General features: G+C 72.4%; 26 protein-coding genes, 2 tRNA genes and 1 pseudogene. 19 read left to right on the plus strand and 10 right to left on the minus strand.

Annotated elements, in window-relative coordinates; all coding sequences use genetic code 11:
• The 3 genes from ACFVGS_RS28825 to ACFVGS_RS28835 all read left to right on the plus strand — a co-directional run.
• On the plus strand, positions 1–1066 hold a 1066-nt coding region (locus ACFVGS_RS28825), incomplete at its 5' end, for an AIM24 family protein (protein WP_385694509.1).
• Between the two features lie 14 nt (positions 1067–1080).
• Positions 1081–1761: an AIM24 family protein gene (locus ACFVGS_RS28830; protein WP_384423611.1), complete on the plus strand. Its 681-nt coding sequence runs from the start codon at positions 1081–1083 to the stop codon at positions 1759–1761.
• Between the two features lie 19 nt (positions 1762–1780).
• A complete protein-coding gene (locus tag ACFVGS_RS28835; protein WP_385694512.1) occupies positions 1781–2536 on the plus strand; it encodes an AIM24 family protein in 756 nt (251 codons plus the stop codon).
• Positions 2537–2609: 73 nt separating this feature from the next.
• On the opposite strand, the gene ACFVGS_RS28840 is transcribed toward ACFVGS_RS28835, so the two are convergent.
• The gene (locus ACFVGS_RS28840; protein WP_384423339.1) at positions 2610–3131 is read right to left on the minus strand and encodes an NUDIX hydrolase; all 522 of its coding nucleotides are present in this window, start codon (positions 3129–3131) and stop codon (positions 2610–2612) included.
• A complete protein-coding gene (locus tag ACFVGS_RS28845) occupies positions 3128–4561 on the minus strand; it encodes a zinc-dependent metalloprotease (protein WP_384423337.1) in 1434 nt (477 codons plus the stop codon). The genes ACFVGS_RS28840 and ACFVGS_RS28845 overlap by 4 nt, the downstream gene beginning before the upstream one ends.
• Before the next feature lie 282 nt (positions 4562–4843).
• Here ACFVGS_RS28845 and ACFVGS_RS28850 point away from each other — a divergent pair, with 282 nt between their 5' ends.
• The 4 genes from ACFVGS_RS28850 (at position 4844) to ACFVGS_RS28865 (ending at position 8085) form a co-directional block, all read left to right on the plus strand.
• A complete protein-coding gene (locus ACFVGS_RS28850) occupies positions 4844–5953 on the plus strand; it encodes an SDR family oxidoreductase (RefSeq protein WP_385694516.1) in 1110 nt (369 codons plus the stop codon).
• 79 nt (positions 5954–6032) lie between these two features.
• A complete protein-coding gene (locus ACFVGS_RS28855; RefSeq protein ID WP_128983016.1) occupies positions 6033–6503 on the plus strand; it encodes a molybdenum cofactor biosynthesis protein MoaE in 471 nt (156 codons plus the stop codon).
• Between the two features lie 194 nt (positions 6504–6697).
• Complete coding sequence (locus ACFVGS_RS28860) at positions 6698–6940, plus strand: hypothetical protein (RefSeq protein WP_385694589.1); 243 nt, start codon at positions 6698–6700, stop codon at positions 6938–6940.
• 56 nt (positions 6941–6996) lie between these two features.
• Positions 6997–8085: a PDZ domain-containing protein gene (locus ACFVGS_RS28865; RefSeq protein WP_384423333.1), complete on the plus strand. Its 1089-nt coding sequence runs from the start codon at positions 6997–6999 to the stop codon at positions 8083–8085.
• A 74-nt stretch (positions 8086–8159) separates the two neighbouring features.
• Here the strand turns inward: ACFVGS_RS28865 and ACFVGS_RS28870 are convergent, their stop codons facing one another.
• The gene (locus ACFVGS_RS28870) at positions 8160–8717 is read right to left on the minus strand and encodes a PPA1309 family protein (RefSeq protein ID WP_384423331.1); all 558 of its coding nucleotides are present in this window, start codon (positions 8715–8717) and stop codon (positions 8160–8162) included.
• Positions 8718–8861: 144 nt separating this feature from the next.
• On the opposite strand from ACFVGS_RS28870, the gene ACFVGS_RS28875 reads away from it, so the two are divergent.
• The 4 genes from ACFVGS_RS28875 to ACFVGS_RS28890 all read left to right on the plus strand — a co-directional run bounded on the left by ACFVGS_RS28875 (position 8862) and on the right by ACFVGS_RS28890 (position 14363).
• Positions 8862–11852: a UPF0182 family protein gene (locus ACFVGS_RS28875; protein WP_385694520.1), complete on the plus strand. Its 2991-nt coding sequence runs from the start codon at positions 8862–8864 to the stop codon at positions 11850–11852.
• Between the two features lie 45 nt (positions 11853–11897).
• A tRNA-Met gene (locus tag ACFVGS_RS28880) sits at positions 11898–11971 on the plus strand.
• Between the two features lie 203 nt (positions 11972–12174).
• Positions 12175–14139 carry a tetratricopeptide repeat protein gene (locus ACFVGS_RS28885; RefSeq protein WP_384423327.1) on the plus strand — a complete coding sequence of 655 codons (1965 nt, stop codon included), beginning with the start codon at positions 12175–12177 and terminating at the stop codon, positions 14137–14139.
• A 150-nt stretch (positions 14140–14289) separates the two neighbouring features.
• Positions 14290–14363: transfer RNA gene (locus ACFVGS_RS28890), tRNA-Met, on the plus strand.
• A 144-nt stretch (positions 14364–14507) separates the two neighbouring features.
• On the opposite strand, the gene ACFVGS_RS28895 is transcribed toward ACFVGS_RS28890, so the two are convergent.
• Positions 14508–14927, minus strand: a complete 420-nt coding sequence (locus ACFVGS_RS28895; RefSeq protein WP_384419865.1) for a Fur family transcriptional regulator — start codon at positions 14925–14927, stop codon at positions 14508–14510.
• 122 nt (positions 14928–15049) lie between these two features.
• Between ACFVGS_RS28895 and ACFVGS_RS28900 the strand changes: the two genes are divergently transcribed.
• Positions 15050–16501: a catalase gene (locus tag ACFVGS_RS28900; RefSeq protein ID WP_384419862.1), complete on the plus strand. Its 1452-nt coding sequence runs from the start codon at positions 15050–15052 to the stop codon at positions 16499–16501.
• A gap of 92 nt (positions 16502–16593) precedes the next feature.
• Here ACFVGS_RS28900 and ACFVGS_RS28905 read toward each other — a convergent pair whose 3' ends face one another.
• Positions 16594–16980, minus strand: a complete 387-nt coding sequence (locus tag ACFVGS_RS28905; protein WP_385694524.1) for a cyclic nucleotide-binding/CBS domain-containing protein — start codon at positions 16978–16980, stop codon at positions 16594–16596.
• Between the two features lie 179 nt (positions 16981–17159).
• Positions 17160–17954, minus strand: coding sequence for a histidinol-phosphatase (hisN, locus tag ACFVGS_RS28910; protein WP_384419856.1), 795 nt, complete (start codon positions 17952–17954; stop codon positions 17160–17162).
• 106 nt (positions 17955–18060) lie between these two features.
• Between hisN and ACFVGS_RS28915 the strand changes: the two genes are divergently transcribed.
• Positions 18061–18714 (plus strand): TetR/AcrR family transcriptional regulator, encoded by a 654-nt coding sequence (locus ACFVGS_RS28915; RefSeq protein WP_384419853.1) that lies wholly within the window; start codon positions 18061–18063, stop codon positions 18712–18714.
• On the opposite strand, the gene ACFVGS_RS28920 is transcribed toward ACFVGS_RS28915, so the two are convergent.
• The 4 genes from ACFVGS_RS28920 to ACFVGS_RS28935 all read right to left on the minus strand — a co-directional run bounded on the left by ACFVGS_RS28920 (position 18606) and on the right by ACFVGS_RS28935 (position 22155).
• On the minus strand, positions 18606–18929 hold the full coding sequence (locus tag ACFVGS_RS28920; protein WP_128982996.1) for a multidrug efflux SMR transporter: 324 nt from the start codon (positions 18927–18929) through the stop codon (positions 18606–18608). The two genes, ACFVGS_RS28915 and ACFVGS_RS28920, sit on opposite strands and share 109 nt — an antisense overlap.
• Before the next feature lie 167 nt (positions 18930–19096).
• The gene (gene rsgA, locus ACFVGS_RS28925) at positions 19097–20107 is read right to left on the minus strand and encodes a ribosome small subunit-dependent GTPase A (protein ID WP_384419850.1); all 1011 of its coding nucleotides are present in this window, start codon (positions 20105–20107) and stop codon (positions 19097–19099) included.
• Positions 20108–20110: 3 nt separating this feature from the next.
• Positions 20111–21439: a 3-phosphoshikimate 1-carboxyvinyltransferase gene (gene aroA, locus ACFVGS_RS28930; protein ID WP_385694528.1), complete on the minus strand. Its 1329-nt coding sequence runs from the start codon at positions 21437–21439 to the stop codon at positions 20111–20113.
• 20 nt (positions 21440–21459) lie between these two features.
• Entirely contained in the window at positions 21460–22155 is a 696-nt protein-coding gene (locus ACFVGS_RS28935; RefSeq protein ID WP_385694531.1) for a M50 family metallopeptidase, read from the minus strand.
• Between the two features lie 54 nt (positions 22156–22209).
• On the opposite strand from ACFVGS_RS28935, the gene ACFVGS_RS28940 reads away from it, so the two are divergent.
• From ACFVGS_RS28940 to ACFVGS_RS28965, 6 genes and pseudogenes are all read left to right on the plus strand, one after another.
• On the plus strand, positions 22210–23025 hold the full coding sequence (locus ACFVGS_RS28940; protein WP_385694533.1) for an SOS response-associated peptidase: 816 nt from the start codon (positions 22210–22212) through the stop codon (positions 23023–23025).
• Between the two features lie 155 nt (positions 23026–23180).
• Positions 23181–23813 (plus strand): alpha/beta family hydrolase, encoded by a 633-nt coding sequence (locus ACFVGS_RS28945; RefSeq protein WP_384419880.1) that lies wholly within the window; start codon positions 23181–23183, stop codon positions 23811–23813.
• 253 nt (positions 23814–24066) lie between these two features.
• Positions 24067–24723, plus strand: a complete 657-nt coding sequence (locus tag ACFVGS_RS28950) for a sigma-70 family RNA polymerase sigma factor (protein WP_384419839.1) — start codon at positions 24067–24069, stop codon at positions 24721–24723.
• The gene (rsrA, locus tag ACFVGS_RS28955; RefSeq protein WP_384419836.1) at positions 24720–25031 is read left to right on the plus strand and encodes a mycothiol system anti-sigma-R factor; all 312 of its coding nucleotides are present in this window, start codon (positions 24720–24722) and stop codon (positions 25029–25031) included. Before ACFVGS_RS28950 ends, rsrA begins: the two co-directional genes overlap by 4 nt.
• 141 nt (positions 25032–25172) lie before the next feature.
• Positions 25173–26585: an HD-GYP domain-containing protein gene (locus ACFVGS_RS28960; RefSeq protein ID WP_384419834.1), complete on the plus strand. Its 1413-nt coding sequence runs from the start codon at positions 25173–25175 to the stop codon at positions 26583–26585.
• Positions 26582–26869, plus strand: a pseudogene (locus ACFVGS_RS28965) (hypothetical protein); the annotation flags it as partial. The gene ACFVGS_RS28960 and the pseudogene ACFVGS_RS28965, both read left to right, overlap by 4 nt.

A 26869-nucleotide genomic window follows, 5' to 3' on the forward strand; every position in this document is an offset into this window, starting at 1 on the left:
CGCCCCGGCCCCGGCCGCGCCGGCCCCCGCGCCCGCGTTCGGCGCCCCGCCCGCGCCCGCGCCCGCCCCCGCACCGGCTCCCGCGCCCGTGCACGCCGCGCCGACGATGGCCGCGCCCATGGCCCCTCCGGCGCCCCAGGCCCCGCAGGCGCCCCAGGCGCCCGCCCCGGCCCCGGGCCCGTACGGCCAGCCGCCGCAGCAGCCGCAGTTCGGCCAGGTGCCCGGCCAGGTCCCGGGCCAGACGCCGCCGCACGGCGCGCCCGCCCCCTACGGGCAGCCCGCCCCGGCCCCGTACGGCCAGCAGCCGCCCTACGGGCAGCAGCCGCAGTACGGTCAGGTCCCCGGGCAGTTCCCGCAGCAGCCGGCTGTGCCGCAGGGCGTGCCCCAGGGAGTCCCGGCCGGTGGCGCCGGGCTCGCCGCCGCGCTCGCGCCGTACAAGGAGACCGCGACCGGTGCCCGCTGGACCCCGCAGAACCAGCAGCTCATGCGGGTGGACCTGGCCATGGGCGGCGTTCCCGTCCTGGCCCGGCAGGGCTCCATGGTCATGTACCAGGGCAAGGTCGAATTCGCCCACAAGGGAGCCGGGTTCACCGGCCGGATCGTCGGCAACGCCACCGGCCAGGAGATGCAGCTGATGCGCTGCACCGGCCGCGGCCAGGTCTTCCTCGCCGAGGACGGCGCCCATCTGCACCCGATCGAGCTCCAGGGCGACGCCATCTGCGTCTCCGCCGAGAACGTCCTCGCCTTCGACGAGTCGCTGCAGCACGAGGTCCGGCGCATCGAGGGCCACGGCATCCCCGGCGGCGCCCTGTTCACCATGCAGTTCCAGGGCACCGGCACCGTCGTCGTGAAGACCCACGGCATCCCGGTCGTGCTGCCCGTCACGCCGACCACCTTCGCCGACTGCAACGCCGTCGTCGCCTGGTCGGCCGCCTCCCAGGTCATCCTCTCCAGCCAGGTCAGGCTGCGCCGCAACGCGTACCCCGGCCACAGCGGAGAGACCGTGAACCTCCAGTTCCGGGGCGCTCCCGGGAACTTCATCGTCGTCCAGCCCTACGAGGTCTGAAGGAGCCCGGAACCATGAACCAGCAACTCGCGGGCTACGCCCCGACCCCGATCACGGCCCGGATGGAGAACCACGGCCGCTCCATGCTGAAGGTCGCCATGGCCTCCGGCCAGGACCTGTACGCGCGCACCGGCTCGATGGTCGCCTACGAGGGCTTCATCAGCTACGAGCCCAACCCGCCCGCCCTCCGCCAGGTCGCGCAGGCCTGGGCCACCGGAGAGGGCGCGCCGGTCATGAAGTGCTCCGGCGACGGTCTGCTCTACCTCGCCGACTACGGCGCCGACGTCGTCGTGATCAACCTCCAGAACGACTCGATCTCCGTCAACGGCACCAACGTGCTCGCCTTCGACGCCCACCTCCAGTGGGGCGTCGAGCGGGTCAAGGGACTCGCCAAGTTCGCCGGACAGGGCCTGTTCAACGTGGAGATCGCGGGCACCGGCTGGGTCGCCCTCACCTCCCGCGGCACGCCGATCGTCGTCGACTGCGGCCGCGGCGAGGACGAGACCTACGTCGACCCTGACGCGCTCGTCGCCTGGTCGCCGGCCCTCAAGGTGAAGGGCAAGCGCAGCTTCAAGGCCGGCTCGCTCATCGGGCGGGGCAGCGGCGAGGCGTACCAGATGGCCTTCTCGGGCCAGGGCATCGTCGTCGTACAGCCGAGCGAGGACAGCACGGACCGCCTGCGGGTCCGGGGCTGAGGGGGAGCGAGAACACACCATGCAGAGCCCGCTTTTCAACCACGCCGAACAGCAGAGCCAGGACCGCTACGTCATCCAGAACCCGCAGCTGCTGCGGGTCACCCTGGGCGGCTCGGACGACATCCTGGCCCGCAAGGGCGCGATGGTCGCCTACCAGGGCCTCGTCGACTTCGACGGCGAGTACCAGACCCCGAACCAGCGCCGGGCCCGCGCCCGCACCGGTGAGGGCCTCGACCTGATGCGCTGCTCCGGGCAGGGCACGGTCTACTTCGCCAACCTCGCCCAGTACATCCACGTCGTGGACGTCGAGCAGGAGGGCCTGACCGTCGACAGCTCGTACGTGCTGGCGCTCGACTCGACGCTGCACACCGAGGTCATCGCCGTGGACAGCCAGTACGGCATCTCCGGCACCGGCAAGTACCAGCTGAACATCTCCGGCCGCGGCAAGGTCGCCCTGATGACCTCGGGCCAGCCGCTGATGATGCAGGTCACCCCGGAGAAGTACGTCAGCGTCGACGCGGACGCCATCGTCGCCTGGTCCACCGGCCTCCGGGTGCAGATGCAGGCCCAGACGGTCAACAGCAGCGTCATGCGCCGGCGCGGCAACACCGGCGAGGGCTGGGAGCTCAGCTTCCTCGGTCAGGGCTTCGCCCTCGTCCAGCCCAGCGAGGTCATGCCGCCGCAGAACGCCGCCCTCGGCCAGGGCGTCGCCGCCCAGTTCGGCGTCGGCCAGCACGGCTCGCGCGCCCAGAACCAGAACAACGCCTGGAACTGAGCCGTGACGACACGGGTAAGGGGCGGTCGCCATGGCGACCGCCCCTTACCCGTGCCTCACAGGCGCCCATGTGTCACAGGCGCTTCAGCGTGCCCTCCAGGAGCCGCACCACCGACGTGTCCGCCACGTCGGCCACCTCGTCGTACCCGAACCAGCGCAGGTCCAGCGACTCGTCGCTGATCTCCGCCGCCGCCCCGGCCGGGGCCAGCGCCGCGTACTGCACGTCCAGGTGCCAGTGGCACGGCGCCGGGATCGGATGCCGGTCCAGCCGCACCGGACCGCCGGGCAGCAGGCTCAGACCCGCGATGCCGGACTCCTCCGTCGCCTCGCGCAGCGCCGCCGCCTCGACCGTCGGGTCACCCGGCTCGCAGTGGCCGCCCATCTGCAGCCACATGTTCAGCTTCCGGTGCAGGGTGAGGAGGACCTGCCCGCGCGTGGGGTCGATCACCAGCGCGCTGCTGGTGAGGTGACCGGCCGTGCACGGCTTGTACATGCCGTCCTCGTGCTCCGCCAGGTGCTCCAGATAGACGTCACGGAGCTCCGGCTGGTCCTCGTACCCCTTCAGGACGAGGATCGCGTCGTCGCGCAGGCTCACTTCTCGTCGTCCCCGTCCCGGGAACCCTCGGAGTCGCCCTTGGCCGCCTCGCCCAGCATCTTGTCGAGCTCGGAGAAGTCCATGTGCTCGCGGTGTACGAAGCCGTCCGGGTCGTCCAGGTCGGTCGCCGTCGGCAGCATGTCCGGGTGCTCCCACAGGCCGTCCCGGCCGTCCACGCCGCGCGCGTCGGTGAGCGAGGCCCACAGCCGCGAGGCGTCCCGCAGCCGGCGCGGACGCAGCTCCAGGCCGATCAGCGTGGCGAAGGTCTGCTCGGCGGGACCACCGGTCGCCCGGCGCCGGCGCAGCGTCTCACGCAGCGCGTCCGCCGAGGTCAGCCGGGACTTCGCGGCCTCGTGGACCACGGCGTCCACCCAGCCCTCGACCAGCGCGAGGGCCGTCTCCAGACGGGCCAGGGACGCCTTCTGCTCCGGCGTGTCCTCCGGCTGGAACATGCCCTGCTGAAGCGCCTCCTGCAGCTGCTCGGGGTGGGTCGGGTCCAGCTGGCCCACCGCCTCCTCCAGCTTGGAGGTGTCGACCTTGATGCCCCGGGCATAGCCCTCGACCGCGCCGAACAGGTGCGAGCGCAGCCACGGCACGTGCGCGAAGAGCCGCTGGTGGGCGGCCTCGCGCAGGGCCAGGTACAGCCGGACCTCGTCCGCCGGCACGCCCAGGTCCTTGCCGAAGGCCGCCACGTTCAGCGGCAGCAGCGCCGCCTTGCCGGCCGGGCCCAGCGGCAGGCCGACGTCCGTCGAGCCGACGACCTCGCCCGCGAGCACGCCCACGGCCTGCCCGATCTGCTGGCCGAACATGGCGCCGCCCATGGAGCGCATCATGCCGATCAGCGGGCCCGCCATGGCCTGCATCTCCTGCGGCAGCACGTCGCCCATCGCCGCGCCGACCCGCTCGGCGACCGGGTCGACCAGCTGCTTCCAGGCCGGGAGGGTCGCCTCGACCCACTCGGCGCGGCTCCAGGCCACGGCCGTGCCGGCGCCGGAGGGCAGCGAGGTCGCCTGGTCGAGCCACAGGTCCGCCAGGCGCACCGCCTCCTCGACCGCCGCCTTCTCGGCCGGGCCGACGCTGGCGTCCTTGGTGCCGTCGGCCGTGCCCTGGGCGACGACCTGGCGCGCGATCTGCTTGGCCATGTCCCAGTTGACCGGGCCGCCCTCGTAGCTGAGCATCTGGCCGAGCTGCTGGAAGGCCGCACCCAGGTCCTGCGGGTTCAGGTTGCCGAACATCGCGGCGAACGGATTGTCCGCGCCGCCCTGGCCGCCCATGCCCGGCATGGCGAAACCGAACGGGTTCGCCCCGAACGGGTTGTCGCCCTGACCACCGGACCCCTGGCCACCTCCGGCGGGGTCCTTCTTCTTGCCTTCGTCGCCGCTCTCCGGCTCCTCCGGCGGAAGGCCGAATCCGAATGGGGTGTCACTCACAGGTTTCCTCGGCTCGTCAGGCCGCCGGCTCCTGCCGACGGCGGGCTCTCGGCTCGGCTCGCCTCCCCGACTCCACACCACCAGCGTAGGTGGTGGCTCACCGGTCGGGCCGGGCTCGCGACGCCCCTCCCTGATCCGGCCCGACCGGCGAGCCACCACCTGACATCCGCACCGGATCCGGGCTCGGTGCTCCGCCGGGCCGTGGCCTGGGGCAGGATGGACGCCACCTGGTACGCACGCGTCATTCGGGTACGTACTGAAGACAACCGCTGGAGACGCCCGGTGAGTTCCCCTGACCCTCAGGTTCGCGCAGCGCGAAACCACTCAACCCGGTCCGCCGCGCGCGGCCCCGTCGTCGCGGTCACCGGTGCCGCGTCCGGCGTCGGCGACCTCCTGACCCGGCGCCTCGCCGAGTCCGAGGAGGTCAAGCAGGTCATCGCGATCGACGAGCGCCGGGGCGAGGTGTCCGAGGCGCAGTGGCACATCCTCGACGTGCGCGACCCGGCCATCGCCGAGAAGCTGCGCAGCGCGGACGTCGTCGTGCACCTCGCGGTCGACCTCGACCTGGAGACCGACCCGGCCGCGCGCACCGCGTACAACGTGCGCGGCACCCAGACCGTCCTGACCGCCGCGGCGGCGGCCGGCGTGCACCGGGTGGTGCTGTGCACCTCGGCGATGGTCTACGGCGCGCTGCCCGACAACGACATCCCGCTCTCCGAGGACGCCGAGCTGCGGGCCACCGCCGAGGCCACCGGCGTCGGCGACCTCCTGGAGATCGAGCGGCTCGCCCGCCGCGCCCCGCGCGCCCACCCCGGCCTGAACGTGACGGTGGTCCGCCCCGCGGTCCTGGTCGGCGGTACGGACACGGCGCTGACCCGCTACTTCGAGTCGCCGCGGCTGCTCGTCGTCGCCGGATCGCGCCCCACCTGGCAGTTCTGCCACGTCGACGACCTGGTCAGCGCGCTGGAGTACGCGGCCCTTGAGAAGGTCGACGGCGAGTTCGCGGTCGGCTGCGACGGCTGGCTGGAACAGGAGGAGGTCGAGGAGCTCTCCGGCATCCGGCGCATGGAGCTGCCCTCGGCGGTCGCCCTGGGCGCGGCGGCCCGCCTGCACCGGATCGGCCTCACCCCGTCCCCGGCGGGCGACCTCGCGTACACGATGCACCCGTGGGTGGTGAGCGTCGGGCGGCTGCACGACGCGGGCTGGCGGCCGCAGTGGACCAACGAGGAGGTGCTCGCCGCGCTCCTGGAGGAGGTGCAGGGCCGGCACACGGTCGCCGGTCGCCGCCTCGGCCGCAAGGACGCGACGGCGGCCGGCGCCGCGGGCGCGACGGTGGCGCTGCTCGGCACGGCGGCCCTGGTCCGGCAGATGCGGAAGCGGCGCGGCCTGTAGGACCCTCCTACGGAGGGTCGCGCGCCACCGGCGGAAAGCGCTATTCCGCGCTGTCGGTGCCGTACGGCACGATGGAGCCATGGCAGAGAACCACGCCCACGGCGACCACCCCGGCGAGCGGGCCGCGGACGACCCGATCAAGCTCCTCGCGATCCGGGACACGCCGCTCTCGGTCGACGAGGTCTTCCGCGCGGTCGGCGACGACGCGGCGGGCGGCACGACCCTGTTCGTCGGCACGGTGCGCAACCACGACGGCGGCGCCGACGTGGACGCGCTGGGCTACTCCTGTCACCCCAGCGCCGAGGCCGAGCTGCGTCGCGTCGCGGAGAAGGTGGTGGCGGACTACCCGGTCCGCGCCCTGGCCGCCGTCCACCGTGTGGGTGACCTCCGTGTGGGTGACCTCGCGGTCGTCGTCGCGGTCTCCTGCCCCCACCGAGGCGAGGCCTTCGAGGCCTGCCGCAAGCTGATCGACGACCTCAAGCACGAGGTCCCGATCTGGAAGCACCAGAAGTTCTCGGACGGCACCGAGGAGTGGGTCGGCGCCTGCTGAGCCTCCACCCCTTGTCTTGGTCCCCCCCCCCGGCCGAGGGTTACCCACGCACACTTTCCGGCAAGTCGCCACGCCGACCACCTGTAGTCGAACGGCCCGATTTGCGTAACCGGCCCCCGCGCGTGAGCGTTGGTTCCGCGGATGAATAATCTGCTGATCAACTCACTGGTGACCACTGGGGATGGGAGGTCGGGATGGCAGTGCTGGTTTGGTTGTTGATTCCGCTTTTCGCCGTCGTCGGCGCGGCGATATGGGGCAGCTGGGCGTCGCGGAACAAGACGATAGGCGACGTCGCCGAGCTCGCGGGCTACGCGCGGTTCCGGGACGCCATGGAGCGGTCCCATGCCGGCGCCACCGGCACCCCCGGCCCCGCGACCGCCGCTTCCGCTTCGGCGCTGCCCGAGCGTGATACCGCCCCGGCGACGACCACCGGCTGATCACGTACGGACCGCCCCAGGGGTGCACTCACAGACCAGTCCCGTACTGTCGTTCCATGCCACGCCGCACCGCGACGATGCTCGCCTCCACCCTGGTCCTGATCACGCTGCTCTGCGTCGGCGTCCTCATTCCGGTCCCGTACTCGGAGATGAGCCCCGGCCCGACCGTGAACACCCTCGGTGAAGCGCGTGGCGAGCCGGTCCTGCAGATCTCGGGCCGCAAGACGTACCCGACCGACGGTCACCTCAACATGACGACGGTCCGGGTCACCGGCGCGGACTACCGGATGAACGCGGTCGAGGCCGTCTACGGCTGGCTGGCCCACGACAGCGTCGTCGTCCCACACGACACCCTCTACCCGGACGGCAAGACCGAGGAGGAGTCGAGCCAGGAGAACGCCGAGGAGTTCAGCCAGTCCCAGGAGAGCGCCAAGGTCGCCGCCCTCAAGGAGCTGAACATCCCGGTGACCACCCGGGTGGTCGTCGCCACCGTCGTCAAGGGCACTCCCGCCGAGGGCAAGCTGCACGCGGGCGACGTCATCCGCGCCGTGGACGGCGTCGCCGTCAAGGAGCCCGGTGACGTGGCCAAGCAGGTCACCAAGCGCGATCCCGGCCAGGACGTGGTCTTCACGATCGTCCCGGCCAAGGCGGCGGCCGCCGCGGAGAAGGCCCACAAGGACGCCACGCAGACCGAGAAGGTGGTCATCAGGACCGCCAAGGCGGAGGAGGGCGACCGGGCGATCGTCGGCATCCAGGCCGGCACCGACCACGTCTTCCCGTTCACCATCGACATCAAGCTGGCCGACGTGGGCGGCCCCAGCGCCGGCCTGATGTTCGCGCTCGGCATCGTCGACAAGCTGACCCCGGGTTCGATCACCGGCGGCAAGTTCGTCGCGGGCACCGGCACCATCGACGACAAGGGCAAGGTCGGCCCGATCGGCGGCATCGAGATGAAGCTGGTGGGCGCGCGCCGGGCGGGCGCCGAGTACTTCCTGACGCCCGCCGACAACTGCGCGGCCGCCGCCTCCGACACGCCCGCCGGCCTCACCCTCGTCAAGGTCGACACCATCGACGACGCGACGAAGTCGCTGGAGAAGCTGCGCAAGGGCGACACGAAGTCGCTGCCCAGCTGCTCCAAGAGCTAGGGCCTATTCGGCCCTGATCCGCCGGACAGGCCCTAGGCCGGCGGATCAGGCCCGGGGCCGGACGGGCCCCGGGATCACGACTCGAAGGTCGCCGCCAGCGCGTCCGCGAGCCCCGGAACCAGGTCGGGTCCGGTGAGGACCTCGCTCGGCGAGTCCTTCTCGCGCAGCCGGATCGCGGCCTCGCGCGCCCCGTCCCGCAGCACCGCGACCGTCATCCGGACCTCCTGGCGGTCCGGGTGCCGGGCCACCCACTTGGCGAGCTGGGCCTCGCTCAGGTCCTTCGGCACGGAGGCCTCGGCGGACGGCGGCAGCATCTGCCGCTCGACCGTGAGGGCGCAGCCGGCCACGGCGTCGGGCCAGGCGATGGTGCCGAGGAACTCGTCGAGCGGCTTGCCGGGCGGCAGCTCGTCCTGCTCGATCGGCGTGTACGTGGTGGCGGCGGCGTCGCCGCCGGCGCCCAGCTGCGAGGCGAGGGCGGGCTCCTGGGCGCGCAGCCGGGCGGTGTCGACCAGGGCGAAGAGCCGGGCCGGCCGGTCCCAGCCGAGGCCCGACGCGTACTCGTCGATCTCGAGCACGGCGCGGGTGAGGGGGCTCGCGGCCATCGGAGGGCCGGAGGGGGAAAGGTTGGACATGGGCAATATCCTGCCTCCTCTTCCCCCGAAGACGGGAACTAGGTAAAGCCTCAGTAAGTTGCATCAGTGGGCTCTACGATCGCGGAGCCTGCTTATCGACGCATTCGACGCATCAACCTCGAGGGGCGCACGTTGGCTTTCCAGATGCCGGACCGCGGAGGCGGCACAGGTCCTTCCGGGCCAAGGATCAGAGTCGGCCGGCCGTCGCGGCGCGCCCGTACGCTGCTGATGACGCTGGGCGTCCTGGCGGTTCTCGGCATGGCGTTCGTGATGTTCGCCGGGTTCTGGACGGACTGGCTGTGGTTCCGCTCGGTCCACTACTCGTCCGTGTTCACCACCACGCTGTGGACGAAGATCGGCCTGTTCCTGGTCTTCGGTCTGCTGATGGCGCTGGCCGTCGGCCTGAACATCTGGCTGGCGTACCGGCTGCGGCCGCCGCTGAGCGCGATGTCGCTGGAGCAGCAGAGCCTCGACCGGTACCGGATGGGTCTCGCGCCCTTCAAGAAGTGGGTGCTGCTCGCGGTCACCGCCCTGATCGGCCTGATCGCCGGCGCCTCCGCCTCCGGGCAGTGGCGCACCTGGCTGATGTGGGTGAACGGGGTCCAGTTCGGCGAGAAGGACCCGCAGTTCCAGCTCGACGTCGCGTTCTACGCGTTCGACCTGCCCTGGTACCGCTTCCTGCTGGCCTTCGGCTTCGCCGCGACCGTCCTCTCGCTGATCGCCGCCGCCCTCACCCACTACCTGTACGGCGGCCTGCGGATCACCAGCCCCGGCGCCCGCGCGACGGCCGCCGCGACCGGCCACCTCTCGGTGCTGCTCGGCGTCTTCGTGTCCCTGAAGGCCGTGGCCTACTGGCTCGACCGGTACGGGCTCGCGGTGAAGTCCAGCGACTTCAAGGCGACCGGCAACTGGACGGGTCTGCGTTACGTGGACGCCAACGCCTACCTGCCGGCGAAGACGATCCTGTTCTGCATCGCCGTCATCTGCGCGGCGCTGTTCTTCGCGACGCTGTGGCGGCGCACCTGGCAGCTGCCGGTGATCGGCTTCGGCCTGATGGTGCTGTCGGCGATCCTCATCGGCGGCCTGTACCCGGCGATCGTGCAGAAGTTCCAGGTCCAGCCGAACGAGCAGGCCAAGGAAGCGCCGTACATCCAGAAGAACATCGACGCGACCCGCAAGGCCTACGCGATCGACTCCGCCAAGGCCGAGGACTACTCGGGCAAGTCGACGGTGAAGGCGAAGGACCAGCTGCGCGCCGACGCGGACACGGCGGCCAGCTACCGGCTGATCGACCCGAACGTCGTCTCGCCGACCTTCCAGCAGCTGGAGCAGAAGCGGAAGTACTACCAGTTCCCGCTCACCCTGGACGTGGACCGCTACAGCGGCAAGGACACCGTCGTCGGTCTGCGTGAGCTCAACATCAAGGGCATCCCGAAGCGGAACTGGATCAACGACCACTTCACCTATACGCACGGCTACGGCGCCATCATGGCGACCGGCACCCAGACGGACGCCAACGGCTCCCCGGTCTTCACGGAGCAGGGCCTGCCGACCACCGGCATGCTCCCGAAGTACGAGCAGCGCATCTACTACGGCGAGAAGACCGACCAGTACTCGATCGTGGGCGGGCCCCAGAAGGAGCTCGACTACGAGGACAACGGCGAGAAGACCACCAGCTACCAGGGCAACAGCGGGGTCAGCCTCTCCAACACCTTCAACCGGGCGGCCTACGCGGTCGCGTTCAGCGAGCCGCAGATCCTCTACTCGGGGGCCATCGGCGACGGTTCGCGGATCCTCTACAACCGCACTCCCAAGGAGCGGGTCGAGGCCGTCGCGCCGTGGCTGACCATCGACGGCGACGCCTACCCGGCGGTCGTCGACGGCCGGATCCAGTGGATCGTCGACGCGTACACCACGACCAACGGCTACCCGTACGCCTCGCGCACCACGCTGGGCGAGAGCACCGCGGACGCCCTGACGGTCGGCAACCAGCAGCGCGCGGTCGTCGCCCAGCAGAACCAGGTCAACTACATCCGCAACTCGGTGAAGGCCACCGTCGACGCGTACGACGGCACGGTGACCCTCTACCAGTGGGACACCAAGGACCCGGTCCTGAAGACCTGGATGAAGGCCTTCCCGGGCACGGTCAAGGAGCGCTCCGCGATCAAGCCGGACCTGCTCGCCCACCTGCGCTACCCGCAGGACATGTTCAAGGTCCAGCGCGAGCTGCTGACCCGCTACCACGTGCAGGACCCGGCGCAGTTCTACAGCGGCTCGGACGCCTGGCAGGTGCCGGACGACCCGACCAACAAGGAGGGCAACGCGGTCCCGCCGTACTACCTGAGCATCAAGATGCCCGGGGACACGTCGCAGAAGTTCTCGCTGACGACGACGTTCACGCCGAACGGGCGGCCCAACCTGGGCGCCTTCATGGCGGTGGACGCCGACGCCGACAGCAAGGACTACGGCCGGATAAGGCTGTTGTCGGTCACGGAGGACGTGCCGGGACCCGAGCAGGTCCAGAACAAGCTCAACAGCCTTCCGTCGGTGGCGACGTTCGTCCGTGACATGAAGGGCGCCGACTCCGACATCATCTACGGCAACCTGCTGACGGTCCCGCTGGACGGCGGCTTCCTCTACGTGGAGCCGGTGTACGCGCAGGGCCGCAACGCGCAGTACCCGCTGCTGAAGAAGGTCGCGGTGTCCTACGTGGACGCCGACCAGCCGAAGGGCGACACCACCAAGGACACCACGGTGTTCGAGGACAACCTGACGGCATCGCTGAACGCGGTGTTCGGGGTCAGGGGTGCGGAGCCGCCGGCCCCGCAGCCGCCGGGCACCAAGCCGCCGACGCAGCCGGCCACGAACGACGCGGCGCTCAAGCAGGCCATCGCGGACGCGCAGAAGGCGTTCGACGACGGCGAGGCGGCGCTGCAGAAGCAGGACTGGGCGGCGTACGGCAAGGCCCAGGAGGCCCTGCAGGACGCGCTCCAGCGGGCCGCCGAGGCGGGAGCGAAGCTCCAGACGGGACCGGGCGGCACGGGCGGCACCAAGCCCGCGCCGCAGGCGAGCCCGTCGGCGACCCCGAGCACGTCGGCGTCCCCGAGCCCGTCGGCGACCACCGGGAGCGGATAACCGGTCAGGGCTTCACTCCGCGTCGTGATACGGTTGCGTTACCGACGCGGGGTGGAGCAGCTCGGTAGCTCGCTGGGCTCATAACCCAGAGGTCGCAGGTTCAAATCCTGTCCCCGCTACTCAGTACGAGGGCCCGGATCCGTAAGGATTCGGGCCCTCGGCGTGTGTCCGGGGGCGCGACCGGCCCGAAGGGCGGTAGGGATGGGGCGAGTTGGGGCGAGTCGTGTTTGACTTGTCTCTCTGTGGGCATGTCGACAAAACGCTGAAGTGACCTCACTGGCTGCGGTATACCAGGTGTACGCGGGTTGCAGGTGGTGCGACGATGGTATTTATGGGGGACAGGGCAACTCTGTTGGAGACAGGGCGGTTTGTGCAGCGGCATGCCGGAAACGCCGCAGACGAGATCATCGAGGCCGCAGAAGCCGTCGGTGCGGCCGTCGACACCACCGCCGAGCAGGAGACCGAGGCCGAGACCGAGGCCCGCCACCGCCTCGCCGCCGAGAAAGGCGACGCCGCGTCCATGAGTGTCCTGGGCGCGCTGCTGCTGCGCCGCGGCGACCTGGACGGCGCCGAGCCCTATCTGCGCGGCGCCACCGCACAGGGCGACCGCGCCGCCGCCAACAACCTGGGCGTCCTGCTCCACCAGCGCGGCTACCCGGACGAGGCCGCCGGCTGGTGGCGGGTCGCCGCCGTCGCCGGCTCCGCGCCGGCCGCCCACGCGCTCGGCCGGCACCACCGGGAGCGCGGCGACGAACCCGCCGCCGAGTACTGGCTGCGCCAGGCCGCCGAGCAGGGCCACGCCCTCGGCGCGTACGCCCTCGCCGACCTCCTGGAGCACCGCAGCGACGTCGGCGCCGAGCGCTGGCTGCGCGCCGCCGCCGAGCAGGGCCACCGCGAGGCCGCGTACCGGCTCGCGCTCGCTCTGGAGCGGCGGGCCACCGAGCCGTCCCGCGGGCCCCACGCGTACGACACCGGCACCCGGCTGCGCCCGGGCGGCGCCCGCACCGGCGCGAGCCCGGCGGCCGGCGGCGAGGGCCCGCTCGTGGCCGCGGGAGGCGCCCCGGCCGGCGACGCGGACGGCCTCGCCGAGGCCGAGCAGTGGTTCCGGCAGGCCGCGGCGCGCGGCCACCGGCGGGCCGCCCTGCACCTCGGGGCGATCCTGGAGAAGCGCGGCGACCTCAAGGAGGCCGGCCGCTGGTACCTGACCTCCGCCAAGGACGGCGAGGCCAAGGCCGCCTGCGCCCTGGCCTTCCTGCTGCGCGACGCCGGCGACGAGGAGAGCGCCGCCGTGTGGTGGCTGCGGGCCGCCCAGGACGGCGACGGCAACGCCGCCAACGCGCTCGGCGCGCTGCACGCCGCCCGCGGTGAGCAGCAGACCGCCGAGCGCTGGTACCGCGCCGCCATGGACGCGGGCGACGTGAACGGCGCCTACAACCTCGGGCTGCTCTGCGCCGCCCAGGAGCGCACCGCGCAGGCCGAGCAGTGGTACCGGCGCGCCGCGTACGCCGGGCACCGCGAGGCGGCCAACGCGCTCGCCGTGCTGCTGCTCCAGGCCGGGGACGCCAACGGCGCCGAGCCGTGGTTCTCCAAGGCCGCCGAGGCCGGCAGCGTCGACGCCGCCTTCAACCTGGGCATCCTCCACGCCGGCCGGGACGACGACCGGACCGCGCTCGCCTGGTACGAGCGGGCCGCCGCCGCCGGGCACACCGAGGCCGCCCTCCAGGTCGGCATCGCGCGCCTGCGCGACGGCGACGAGCAGACCGCCGAACGCCATCTGCGGTGCGCGGCGGGCGGCGGCAGCGCCGAGGCCGCCTACCGGCTGGCCACCGTCCTCGACGCACGCCGCCCGGCCCCCGGTCCGGCCGTCCTCGGCGCGCCGCGCGAGGAGAAGAGCGAGTGCGAGGAGTGGTACGAGCGGGCCGCCGAGCAGGGCCACCGCCGTGCCCAGGTGCGGGTCGGCATGCTCGCCGCCGGGCGCGGCGACGTGGCGGAGGCCGCCCGCTGGTACCGGGAGGCGGCCGAGGCCGGCTCCCGCAACGGCGCGTTCAACCTGGGCCTGCTGCTCGCCCGCGAGGGCGCGGAGCGGGAGGCGGCCCTGTGGTGGACCCGCGCCGCCCACGCCGGGCACGGCAGGGCCGCGCTGCGGCTCGCGCTGCTCGCGGCCCGGCGCGGCGAGCTCACCGAAGGCCGCCGCTGGTGCGACCGGGCGGTGGAGCTGGGCCCGGCGGAGGTGGCGGAGCGCGCGGCGCGCCTGAGCGAGGCGCTGCACCAGGAGCTGACGGCGTGAGCCGGACGCCCCCCTGGGTCCCGACACGCCCCTGTGTCCCGGGCACGCCCCTGTGTCACGGGGTGCTCACGGCGTAACGCGGCTCACATGGTTCACCCGCCTAACCGATTTGCTCTGCTCCGAACGGTCCCGTAAGGTTGGGTTCACCGACGCGGGGTGGAGCAGCTCGGTAGCTCGCTGGGCTCATAACCCAGAGGTCGCAGGTTCAAATCCTGTCCCCGCTACTCAGTAGCACGAAGGCCCGGATCGTCTCGACGATCCGGGCCTTCGTCGTTCCCGCATTAGGCGTACGCGTGAAGCGGGCAGGTGCGACATGCGGGCAGACGCGGAAAAGCCCCGCCATGCGGCGGGGCTTTCGCGTGGAGGCGTCAGGCGGTCGTCGCGCAGCTCGGGCAGATGCCCCGGTACGTGACCTCGACGTCCGAGATCGTGAAGCCGAAGCGTTCGGTGTCGGGCAGGTCGGCCAGCGGGTCACCGGCCGGGTGCACGTCGCGGATCGCGCCGCAGCGGGCGCAGACCAGGTGCTGGTGCGGCCGGTGCGCGTTCGGGTCGTACCGCTTGGCGCGGCCGTCCGTCGCGACCTCCATCACCTCACCGAGCGTGACCATCTCGCCCAGCGTGTTGTAGACGGTGGCCCGCGAGATCTCGGGCAGGCGCTCCACGGCGCGGGCGTGGACCTCGTCGGCGGTCAGGTGCACGTGCTCCCCGTCCAGCACCTCGGCCACGACGCGACGCTGTGCGGTCATCCGCCAGCCACGGCCGCGCAGTCGTTCCAACAGGTCACTCATGGGAGTCAGGGTAACAGCCACCGCCGACGAGTCCCGAATCCGTGTGACTTTGGATGGAGGCTTGACTTAGACAAAGTCCATCGTAGGATCGAGTCGGGCCAGGCGACGACAGGAGGCGCACCATGACGCAGGGACCGCTCACCACGGAGGCCGGGGCACCGGTCGCGGACAACCAGAACAGCGAGACGGCGGGCATCGGCGGGCCGGTCCTCGTCCAGGACCAGCACCTGCTGGAGAAGCTCGCCCGCTTCAACCGCGAGCGGATCCCGGAGCGCGTGGTGCACGCCCGCGGCGCCGGGGCCTACGGCACCTTCACGGTGACCGCCGACGTCACGAAGTACACCCGGGCGAAGTTCCTGTCCGAGGTCGGCAAGCAGACCGAGACCTTCCTGCGCTTCTCCACCGTCGCGGGCAGCCTGGGCTCGGCCGACGCCGTGCGCGACCCGCGCGGCTGGGCGCTGAAGTTCTACACCGAGGAGGGCAACTACGACCTCGTCGGGAACAACACGCCCGTCTTCTTCATCCGGGACGCCATCAAGTTCCCCGACTTCATCCACACCCAGAAGCGCGACCCGTACACCGGCTCCCAGGAGGCGGACAACGTGTGGGACTTCTGGGGCCTGAGCCCCGAGTCCACCCACCAGGTGACCTGGCTCTTCGGCGACCGCGGCATCCCCGCCTCGTACCGCCACATGAACGGCTACGGCTCGCACACCTACCAGTGGAACAACGAGGCCGGCGAGGTCTTCTGGGTCAAGTACCACTTCAAGACCGACCAGGGCATCAGGAACCTCACCCAGGCCGAGGCCGACCGGCTGGCCGGCGAGGACCCCGACTCCCACCAGCGCGACCTGCGCGAGGCCATCGAGCGCGGCGACTTCCCCACCTGGACCGTGCAGGTGCAGATCATGCCGGCGGCCGACGCGGCGACCTACCGCTTCAACCCCTTCGACCTCACCAGGGTGTGGCCGCACGCGGACTACCCGCCGATCGAGATCGGCAGGCTGGAGCTCAACCGCAACCCGCAGAACGTCTTCGCGGAGGTCGAGCAGTCGGTCTTCAGCCCCGCGCACTTCGTGCCGGGCATCGGCCCGTCCCCGGACAAGATGCTCCAGGGCCGCCTCTTCGCCTACGGCGACGCCCACCGCTACCGCGTCGGCATCAACGCCGACCACCTGCCGGTCAACCGCCCGCACGCCACCGAGGCCCGCACCCACGCACGGGACGGATTCCTCTACGACGGCCGGCACGGCGGCGCGAAGAACTACGAGCCGAACAGCTTCGGCGGCCCGCAGCAGACCGGCCGCCCGCTGTGGGAGCCGCTGCCGGTGTCCGGTGCGACCGGCGACCACCCGACGCCCGCGCACGCCGAGGACGACGACTTCCGGCAGGCCGGTGACCTCTACCGGCTGATGGCGGAGGACGAGAAGGGCCGTCTGGTCGGGAACTTGGCCGGCTTCATCGCCAAGGTCTCCCGCGACGACATCGCCGAGCGCGCGATCGACAACTTCCGCAAGGCGGACGAAGACTTCGGCAAGCGGCTCGACGCCGCGGTCCAGGCCCTGCGTGGCTGACGGCCGCTGCCGTAGGTGAAGAGGGCCGGACCTCCCGTATGCGTACGGGGGTCCGGCCCTCTCGCACGTCGGCGCCCTCGTGTGACGCCTCGTCAGGCGGCGCTGTGCACCGGGAGCCAGCAGCGGATGATGTCGCGGACGGAGACGATGCCGACCGGGCCGTGGTCGTCGAGCACCACGAGATGGCGGAAGCCGCCGCGCGTCATGGCCCCCGCGGCCTCCTCCAGGGTCCAGGTCGGGGCGGCGAAGACGACGTCCCGGGTGGTGTGGGCGTCGGCGGTCTCGTGGTCGGGGTTCCGGTCGGTGCCGATGGCGTTGAGGATGTCGCGTTCGGTGAGGATGCCGAAACCGCCGGCATCACCGTCCTGCACGACGGCCGCGCCGACGCGTCGCGCCGACATCAGCCGCGCCGCCTGACGGAGGGTGTGGGCCGGGCCGATGGTGAGGATCACGGTGCTCATGGCGTCACGGACGAGCATGGAGGGAACCACCTCCGATTCGGTGACTTCGAGAACTCTTTCACAAGTTCACAAAGGGGGGAGTCTCAGAGTGACACCGGGAGCGACACCCAACAAGGGGGCGCGCGTGGCGCGCTGAGGTGCAGTCACGTGCGCCGCGTGGATTCCGTTCGCAGCGCCACGGGCCTGCCGGGACCCGCTCAGCCGCCCAGGTAGCTCAGCAGCTCCCCGTGCAGCAGCCCGTTGGAGGCCGCCGCGTTCCCGCTGTGCGGGCCGTGGCGGCCGTCCAGGCCGGTGTACGTGCCGCCCGCCTCCTGGACCACGATCGCGACGGCCGCCATGTCCCACAGCGACAGCTCCGGCTCCGCGCAGATGTCCACCGAGCCCTCGGCGACCATCATGTACGGCCAGAAGTCGCCGTACGCCCGGGTCCGCCACACCGCGCGGCTGAGGTCGAGGAAGCCGTCGAGCCGTCCACGCTCCTCCCAGCCGGTCAGGCTGGAGTACGCGAACGAGGCGTCCTCCAGGCGGCCGACCTTCGACACCCCGATCCGGGTCGCCGAGGCCAGGCTGCGGCCGGTGTACGCGCCGAGCCCCTTCGCCGCCCACCAGCGGCGGCCGAGCGCGGGCGCCGAGACCACGCCCACCACCGGCTGGAAACCGGTCTCGCCGGCCTCCATCAGCGCGATCAGCGTCGCCCACACCGGCACGCCGCGCACGTAGTTCTTGGTGCCGTCGATCGGGTCGATCACCCAGCGGCGTGGGCCCGTGCCCTGCACGCCGTACTCCTCGCCGAGGATCGCGTCCCGCGGCCTGGCGCGCTGCAGCTGCCCGCGGATCAGCTCCTCGGCGGCCTGGTCCGCCTCGCTCACCGGCGTCATGTCGGGCTTCGTCTCGACCTTCAGGTCGAGCGCCTGGAACCGGTCCATCGTGGCCGCGTCCGCGGCATCCGCGAGGACATGGGCGAGACGCAGATCGTCGTGGTAATCGGCCATGGTCGAAACTCTATCCCCCGAAGAAGCGTCGGCCCGCGGCGGCCCTTGACAGTGCGTGGCCGTCCGTCAACGCTGAGCGCAGAACCGATCCGGCTGGGAGGCGACGATGCCGACTGCCCGAGAGACCCTGCTCGACACGGCCCTCGCGGCCCTCGGCACGCTGCCCTGGTCCGCCGTGCGGATGGTCGACGTGGCCGCCCGCGCCCGGGTCTCCCGCCAGACCCTCTACAACGAGTTCGGCAGCAAGGAAGGGCTCGCCCGCGCCCTCGTACGGCGCGAGGCCGACCTCTACCTCCGGGGCGTCGAGGCCGCACTCGCCCGGCCGGGACCGCCCGCACGCCGGCTCGTGGCCGCCGCCGAGTGGACCGTCGCCGCGGCCGCCGCCCGGCCCCTCATGCGCGCCCTGCTCACCGGCGCATGGGGCGAACTGCTGCCCGCTCCGCGGCCCGCGCGCAGCGGGACCCGCGCCGCCGTACCCGAACAGCGCCGGGCCGACGCCGGGGTACCGTCACCGGGCGAACTGCTGCTCCAGGCGAGGGACCGGGCCGCGGCCCTGCTCGCGGAGGAACCCGGGACAGCCGTCCGCGGCTGCGAGCTGACGCTGCGCCTCGCCCTGTCGTACGTGGTCGCCTCGGCGGGGGTGCCGCGGGCTCAGTGCGCCGAGCCGGACAGCTGGAGGCCGATGACGCCGGCGATCACCAGCGTGATCGAGACGATCTTGAGCGTGGACACCACGTCACCGAGGAAGACCATCCCGTAGATCGCGGTCCCCGCCGCGCCGATCCCGGTCCACACCGCGTACGCCGGACCCACGTCGAGCTTGCGCAGCGCCAGGGTCAGCAGGCCGAAGCTGCCGAGCGCGAAGGCCGCGAAGGCGATGGTCGGCCACAGCCGGGTGAAGCCGTGGGAGAGCTTCAGGCACACCGCGAAACCGGTCTCCAGCAGGCCGGCGACCACCACCAGCAGCCACGCCATCGTCAGTGCCTCCCACGCCGTCGGTGACTGCTTCGTCTCACTTGGTGCGATTATGCACTTACCAACAGCCCGCGCCCGCAAACGTGAGCGAGACGGGTGAACGCGCCGCGGCCGGGCCCTCGCCACCGCCGTCGGCGGCCCGCCCGGCCGTCCCTGCGGCCGCCTCGTCAGTCGCCCTCGCGCCGCTCGCGGGTCGCGAGCAGCCGGCGCAGGGACACCAGGCGCGCCGGGTCCGCCTTGCCCTCCGCCACCCACGCGTCGAGCGCGCAGTCCGGCTCGTCGTGGCTGCACGCCCGCGGGCAGTCCTCCGTGCCCGGCTCCAGGTCCGGGAAGGCGTGGATGACCCGGGCCGGGTCGACGTGGTGCAGCCCGAAGGACCGCACGCCCGGCGTGTCGATGACCCAGCCGTCCGCCTTGTCCAGCGGCAGCGCGAGCGCCGAGGTCGTGGTGTGCCGGCCGCGGCCCGTCACCGCGTTCACGCGACCGGTGACCCGCCGCCGCTCCTCCGGCACCAGCGCGTTCACCAGCGTCGTCTTGCCCACGCCCGAGTGCCCCACGAACGCGGTCACCCGGCCGCCCAGGTGCTCGCGCACCCGGTCCGCCGCCGCGCCGTCGTACAGCTCGTCGCGGTTCACCACGACGTACGGGATGTCCAGGTCGCCGTACAGCTCCAGAAGCGCCGACGGCGGCGCCAGGTCCGACTTCGTCAGGACCAGGAAGGGCGAGAGCCCGCCGTCGTAGGCCGCGACCAGACACCGGTCGATCAGTCGGGGGCGCGGCTCGGGATCGGCGAGCGCGGTCACGATCGCCAGCTGGTCGGCGTTGGCGACGACCACCCGCTCGTACGGATCGTCGTCGTCGGCCGTGCGGCGCAGCACCGAGCTGCGCTCGCCGATGCGCACGATCCGCGCCAGCGTGTCCTTCTCGCCGGACAGGTCGCCGACCAGGGAGACCCGGTCGCCGACCACGGCGGCCTTGCGGCCCAGCTCGCGGGCCTTCATCGCCAGCACGACCCGGTCGTCGACGAGGCAGGTCAGCCGGCCCCGGTCGACCGTGAGGACCATGCCCTCCTCGGCGTCCTCGTGCTTCGGACGGATCGTGGTGCGCGGACGGGTGCCCTTACGGTTGGGCCGCTGGCGGATGTCGTCCTCGTCGGTGTGCTTCCCGTAACGCCGCATGGCTCAGGCTCCGAGCATTTCGGTCCACATCCTCGGGAAGTCGGGCAAGGTCTTCTCCGTCGTCGCCACGTTCTCGATCTCCACGCCCTCCACGGCGAGGCCGATGATCGCGCCCGCCGTCGCCATCCGGTGGTCGTGGTACGTGTGGAAGACCCCGCCGCGCAGCGGACGCGGGACGATGCGCAGCCCGTCCTCGGTCTCCGTGACGTCGCCGCCCAGACCGTTGATCTCCTTGGTCAGCGCCGCCAGCCGGTCCGTCTCGTGGAGCCGCAGATGGGCGACGCCGCGCAGGGTGGAGGGCGAGTCGGCGAGCGCGGCGACGGCCGCGATGCCCGGGGTCAGCTCGCCGACCTCGCCGAGGTCCACGTCGATGCCGTGGATCCGGCCGGTTCCCGTGAACGTCAGACCCCGCTCGGTCAGCTCGCAGGAGCCACCCATCTCGGTGAAGATCTCCCGCAGCGCGTCACCGGGCTGGGTGGTCCGCTCGGGCCAGTCGGGCACCGTGACCCGGCCGCCGGTGACCAGCGCCGCGGCCAGGAACGGCTGGGCGTTCGACAGGTCGGGCTCCACCACCAGGTCGCGGCCGAGCAGCGCCGACGGCGCCACCCGCCACACGTCGGGGCGGCCGCCGTGCTCGGGCTCGTCGACCTGGGCGCCGACCGCCCGCAGCATGTCGACCGTCATCCGGATGTGCGGCAGCGAGGGGAGCCGGTCGCCGACGTGCCGTACCTCGACGCCGTGGTTGAAGCGGGCGCCCGAGAGCAGCAGGGCGCTGACGAACTGGGACGACGAGGAGGCGTCGATCTCCACGACACCGCCCTCCAGGCCGCCGGCGCCGTGCACGGTCATCGGCAGCGCGCCGCGCCCGTCGTCGTCGATGCGGGCGCCCAGCGCGCGCAGCGCGTCGATCACGCCGTGCAGCGGGCGCTCGTGGGAGCGCGGGTCGCCGTCGAAGCGGACCGGGCCGTCGGCCAGGGCCGCGACCGGCGGCAGGAAGCGCATGACCGTGCCCGCGTTGCCGACGTCCACGGCCGCGGGGCCGCGCAGTCCGGCCGGGAGGACCCGCCAGGCCTCGCCCGTGCCGTCCGGGCCCACGCCTTCCTCGATCTTGACGCCGAGGGCGCGCAGGGCCTCCGCCATGAGCACGGTGTCGCGCGAGCGCAGCGGCCGGCGCACCCAGCCCGGCTCGGCGGCCAGCGCGGCGAGCACCAGGGCGCGGTTGGTGACCGACTTCGATCCGGGCACGGTGACGGTGGCGTCGACGGCGCCGCCCGCATACGGGGCGGGCCAGAGGCCGGTGAGGGGATCGGTGGACGCGGAGCTTTCGGTCATGCCCTCACTTTACGGGGGAGTCACCACCCCAGGAGCCAGCGGAAGCCGCCGATCAGGGCGCTCAGGGAGACCGCGTGGAAGAAGAACAGCCACAGCGCGGCAGGCACGTGGGTGAGCCGGGAGAGCTGGTCGGCGTCGGAGTCCCCGGCGCCGCCGTGCCGCCGCTTGACCTGCAGTTCGAACGCCGGACGTACCCCGCCGAGCAGCAGGAACCACACCGCCGCGTAGGCGAACACGGACTGGACGTCCGGTCCCGCCAGCCAGGACACCAGGAGGAACAGGGCGCCGGTCAGCAGGACGGTGAAGATCCCGTAAGCGTTGCGCACCATCACCAGGAGCGCGAGGAGCAGGGCCGTGGCCAGCCAGAGCAGCAGCGTCACGTGGTGCGAGGTGAGCAGCGCGGCGCCGCCGAGCCCGAGCAGCGGGGCGGCCGTGTAGCCCGCGGCGGCCGTGAGGATCATGCCGGGGCCGGTCGGCCGGCCGCGCGAGACGGTCAGCCCGCTGGTGTCCGAGTGCAGCCGGATCGACTGCAGGCGGCGGCCGGTGACCAGCGCGACCAGACCGTGGCCGCCCTCGTGGGCGATGGTGATGGCGTTCCTGGACAGCCGCCATATGGGGCGGGGGACGACGGCGGCGAGGGCGGCGACCGCCGTGGCGACCACGATCCACGTCGCCGGCGCCGGCTGGGTGCCGAGGAGGTCGAGTTCGGGGCTCATTTTGTTGACGGGCTCCTCGGTGGACGACGGGTGGGACGTGGCAGTGTGGCACTTATGTGCGGACGGTATGCGGCGAGCAGGCGCCCCGAGGACCTGGTGGACGCCTTCGAGGTCGAGAAGTGGGAGCCCGAGGAGACCCTGGCCCCCGACTGGAACGTGGCCCCCACCAAGGAGGTCTACGCGATCCTGGAGCGTCCCCTGAAAGACGCGGAATCACGGCGGCCGGTTCGCCAGATGCGGGTCCTGAAGTGGGGGCTCGTGCCGTCCTGGGCGAAGAGCCCGGAGGGCGCCGCCCGGATGATCAACGCCCGCGCGGAGACCCTGCACGAGAAGCCCTCCTTCAAGAAGGCCTTCTCGGCCCGCCGCTGCATCCTGCCCGCCGACGGTTATTACGAGTGGGTGACCGCGGCCGAGGAGCGGGAGCTGGAGGTCGAGGGCAGGAAGAAGCGGCCCCGTAAGCAGCCGTACTTCGTGACCCCCGCAGACGGCTCGGTCTTCGCCATGGCCGGGCTCTACGAGTTCTGGCGGGACCGCACCCTGCCCGACGACCACCCGCAGGCCTGGTGGGTGACCTGCTCGGTGGTCACCACCGAGGCCGAGACCGGTCCGCTGGGCGTGGCCCCGGCCGAGGGCCCGCGCTCGCTCGCCGACATCCACCCCCGGATGCCGCTGATGCTGACCCCCGACCGCTGGGACGCCTGGCTGGACCCGTCCCGCACCGGCCTCGACGAGCTGCGCTCGCTGCTCGCCCCGCCGCCGGGGGGCCTGATGCGGGCCTACCCGGTGGCGACCGCCGTCAGCAACGTACGGAACAACGGGCCCGAGCTGCTGACGGAGCTGGAGGGCCCGGAGGTGGCGACGCTCTTCTGAGGGAGCGGAGCCGGCGACGCCCTTCCGGAGACCCGCTTCCGGAGACTCGCCTCCCGCGACCTCTTCCGGAGACAGGCCTCCGGAGACCTGCTTCCGGCGGCGGGCTCCGGAGACCGGCTTTCGCAGGCCGGCCGGGGCAGGATGGGCAGGTGACCGTGACGAAGAGCGAGACCGTTCCGACCGACGCCGGGGACGCCCGGATCACCTGGCACGCCGCCAAGAAGCCGTGGACCGTGCTCGCCGTGAGCCATGGCGCGGGCGGCGGCATCGAGGCCCGCGACCTGCGGGCCCTGGCCGCGGCCCTGCCCGCCGAAGGCGTGACCGTCGCCCTGGTCGAGCAGCCCTGGCGGGTCGCGGGCAAGAAGGTCGCGCCCGCACCGAAGACGCTGGACACCGGGTGGCGCGGCCTCTGGCCGGCGCTCGCCGCGCCCGGGCTGCCGGTGATCGCCGGCGGGCGCAGCGCCGGCGCCCGGGTCGCCTGCCGCACCGCCCGCGAGCTCGGCGCGAGCGCCGTCCTGGCGCTGAGCTTCCCGCTGCACCCGCCGGGCCGGCCGGAGAAGTCCCGAGGTGACGAACTACGCGGCTCCGGCGTGCCGACCCTCGTCGTCCAGGGCGGCAACGACCCGTTCGGGAAACCCGCCGAGTTCCCGCCCGGTGACCACACCCTCGTCGAGGTTCCGTACGGCGACCACGGCTTCGCCGTGCCCAAGCGGGCCGCGATCACCCAGGACGAGGCCCTGGACATGATCGTCCGCGGCGTCACGGGGTGGATCGCGTCACTTCGCTGACCGCGCCGCCGCACCGGGAATGTTGAGTGCGGGACCACTGTTGTGAGGGACGTCGGTACCGGAGAGCAAGGAAGAGGGAGTCCGTCGCATGGGTTCGACCATCTGCCCGCAGCGCCCGCAGGCCGCTGACCTGGACTGGACGGTACTGCCTGCGCCCAAGGGCACGCCTATTCGGGCGGCGGACGGAGCGGTTCCTCGTCTATCCTCCGAAGCGAGCGGGTCCGCGTTCGGGTTCGCCGCAGCGCTGGAGGAGGTGGGTCCGGTCACTGGGACCGACACAGGGACCGACGAAGGCCCCGAGGAGACGACCGAGGAGCGCAACGCGCGCTTCGAGCGGGACGCCCTCGGCTACCTCGACCAGATGTACTCGGCCGCGCTGCGCATGACGCGCAACCCCGCGGACGCCGAGGACCTGGTGCAGGAGACCTACGCGAAGGCGTACGGCTCGTTCCACCAGTTCCGCGAGGGCACGAACCTGAAGGCGTGGCTGTACCGCATCCTCACGAACACCTTCATCAACTCGTACCGCAAGAAGCAGCGTGAGCCCCAGCGCTCGGCTGCCGAGGAGATCGAGGACTGGCAGCTCGCCCGCGCCGAGTCGCACATGTCGACCGGACTGCGGTCCGCGGAGTCCCAGGCCCTCGACCACCTGCCGGACTCCGACGTGAAGGAAGCGCTGCAGGCGATCCCCGAGGAGTTCCGCATCGCCGTCTATCTCGCCGACGTAGAGGGCTTTGCGTACAAGGAGATCGCGGACATCATGGGGACACCCATCGGTACGGTGATGTCCCGACTGCACCGGGGCCGCCGCCAGCTGCGCGGCATGCTCGAGGACTACGCCCGCGACCGCGGGCTGGTTCCCGCGGGCGCCGGTGAGTCGTCGCACGATCTGAAAGGCTCGGGCTCATGAGCTGCGGAGACCCGCACGAGACGGACTGCTCAGAGGTCCTGGACCATCTCTACGAGTTCCTCGACCGGGAGATGCCCGACGGTGAATGCACCAAGTTCGAGGTGCACTTCGAGGAGTGCTCCCCGTGCCTGGAGAAGTACGGCCTCGAACAGGCCGTGAAGAAGCTGGTCAAGCGCTGCTGCGGCAGTGACGACGTGCCGGTCGACCTGCGCGCCAAGGTGATGGGCCGGATCGAGCTGATCCGTTCGGGCCACCTCGTGCCCGAGCAGGACGTGGCCGCTCCGTCCGCGACCCCGCAGGAGCAGTAGCAGCAGGACGCGTACCGGGAGCCGGGCGAGCACTCGCCCGGCTCCCGGTCTGTCTATCCGCCCATCGGCTTGTATCACCCGATGGTGCGAATCGCCCGGGCCCGGCCGCTCCACGGAACCCGACTCGCTAGCGTGGCGGGCGTGATGGTGGTCCCGCGAACGGCACGCGTGTTCATCGGCTGTGCCCTGCTGGCCGCCGCCGCGGTCACCCTGCCCGCCTTACGCCCCGGCACGCCCTGGCCGACGGTGCTGCTGCTCGCGACCCTCTACCCGGTCTGCGAGCTGCCGGCCCGCTGCCGGCTCACCGGCCGGGTCCTCGGCGGCGGCCCCGACGGCGGTCCCGCGCCGCTCGGCACCGGCTCCTTCTTCCCGGTCCTGCTCGCCGCCGCCCTGCTGCTGCCGCCCGCCGCCGCCGCGCTCACCGCCCTGCCCGGGGCCGTGCTCGCCCGCGTCGAGCGCCCGCCCTTCGCCCTGCGCCGGGCCTGGCGGGCCGCCCAGCTCGCCCTCGCCGTCTGGGCCGCCGCCCGGACCGGCGAGGCCCTGCGCTGCCCCGACGCGCTGGGACTGGGCCCGGACGTCCCCGACTTCCCGTACGTGCTCCTGCCGGCCGGCGCCACGGCCCTCACCTTCTGCCTGGTCCTCACCGCCCTCGACGGCGCCATCCGCGCCACCGCCGAACAGTTCCCGCTGCGCACCGCGTGGCGCGGGCTGCTCGGCCGCGCCCTGGCCCCGCACGCGGTGCACGGCCTGGCAGGCCTGATGATGGCCGTCCTCTGGCGCAGCAGCTACGGTCCACCGGCCGCCCTCTTCGTCCTGCTCCCCATGTACATCTCCTGCTGGGGCTTCGCCCAGTACCACCGGGAGCGCGCCGCCCACCAGGCCACCATCAGGGCCCTCGTCCAGGCCGTCGACATCAAGGACCGCTACACCCGCGGCCACAGCGAACGCGTCGGACACGCCTCCGTCCTGATCGCCCGTGAGCTCGGCATGGACGAACCCCGCCTGGAGGTCGTCCGCTTCGCCGGCATCCTCCACGACGTCGGCAAACTCGGCGTCCCCACCCGCGTCCTGCGCAAGGACGGCCCGCTCACCCCCGACGAGCGCCGGGTCATCGAACTCCACCCCGAGTACGGGCACGAGATGGTCCGCGGCATCGGCTTCCTCGGCGAGGCCCGCACCGCGATCCTCCACCACCACGAACGCATGGACGGTTCCGGTTACCCGTACGGGCTCAAGGGCCATCAGATCCCCGAGTACGCGCGCGTGGTCGCCGTGGCCGACGCCTTCGACGCCATGACCTCCACCCGGTCCTACAGCCGTGCCCGGCCCGTGGAGACGGCCCTCGCCGAGCTGCGGCGCTGTGCGGGCACCCACTTCGACCCGCGCATGGTCGACGCGCTCACCCGGGCGCTCCACGAGCACGGCTGGCAGCCGGAGGTCACCGCCGGCGAGCCCGCCGTCCCGGCCCCCCGGGAATCGCCGCCGACGGCCCTGGACCCCGCGGAGCCCCACGGCCACGCCGATCCGCGGCCCGCAGGAAGGCCGCCCCTGTGAAGGCCGCCCTCACGAAAGCCGCCCCGACGAACGCCGCGCGCACCACCACCAGGGTCGTCCACGGCGCCGCCCTCCTGCTCACCCTCACCGCCCTCGGCTTCACCCTGTGGCACGGCCTCGACGAACCCGCCAACGCCCTGGCCTTCGGCGTCCTCATCGCCTTCGGCGAGCTGGCCCGCTGGGGCGCCCGGCCCGGCGAGCGGGCACCCGCCCCCCGCGCCACCCCCCGAGCCCACCCCTACGCGCTGCTCCGCCACAACGCCCGCCAGGCCACCCCCCCCCGC

Origin of the sequence: Streptomyces sp. NPDC127114, assembly GCF_042677525.1 — a bacterium.
In the GTDB taxonomy this organism is placed as follows: domain Bacteria; phylum Actinomycetota; class Actinomycetes; order Streptomycetales; family Streptomycetaceae; genus Streptomyces.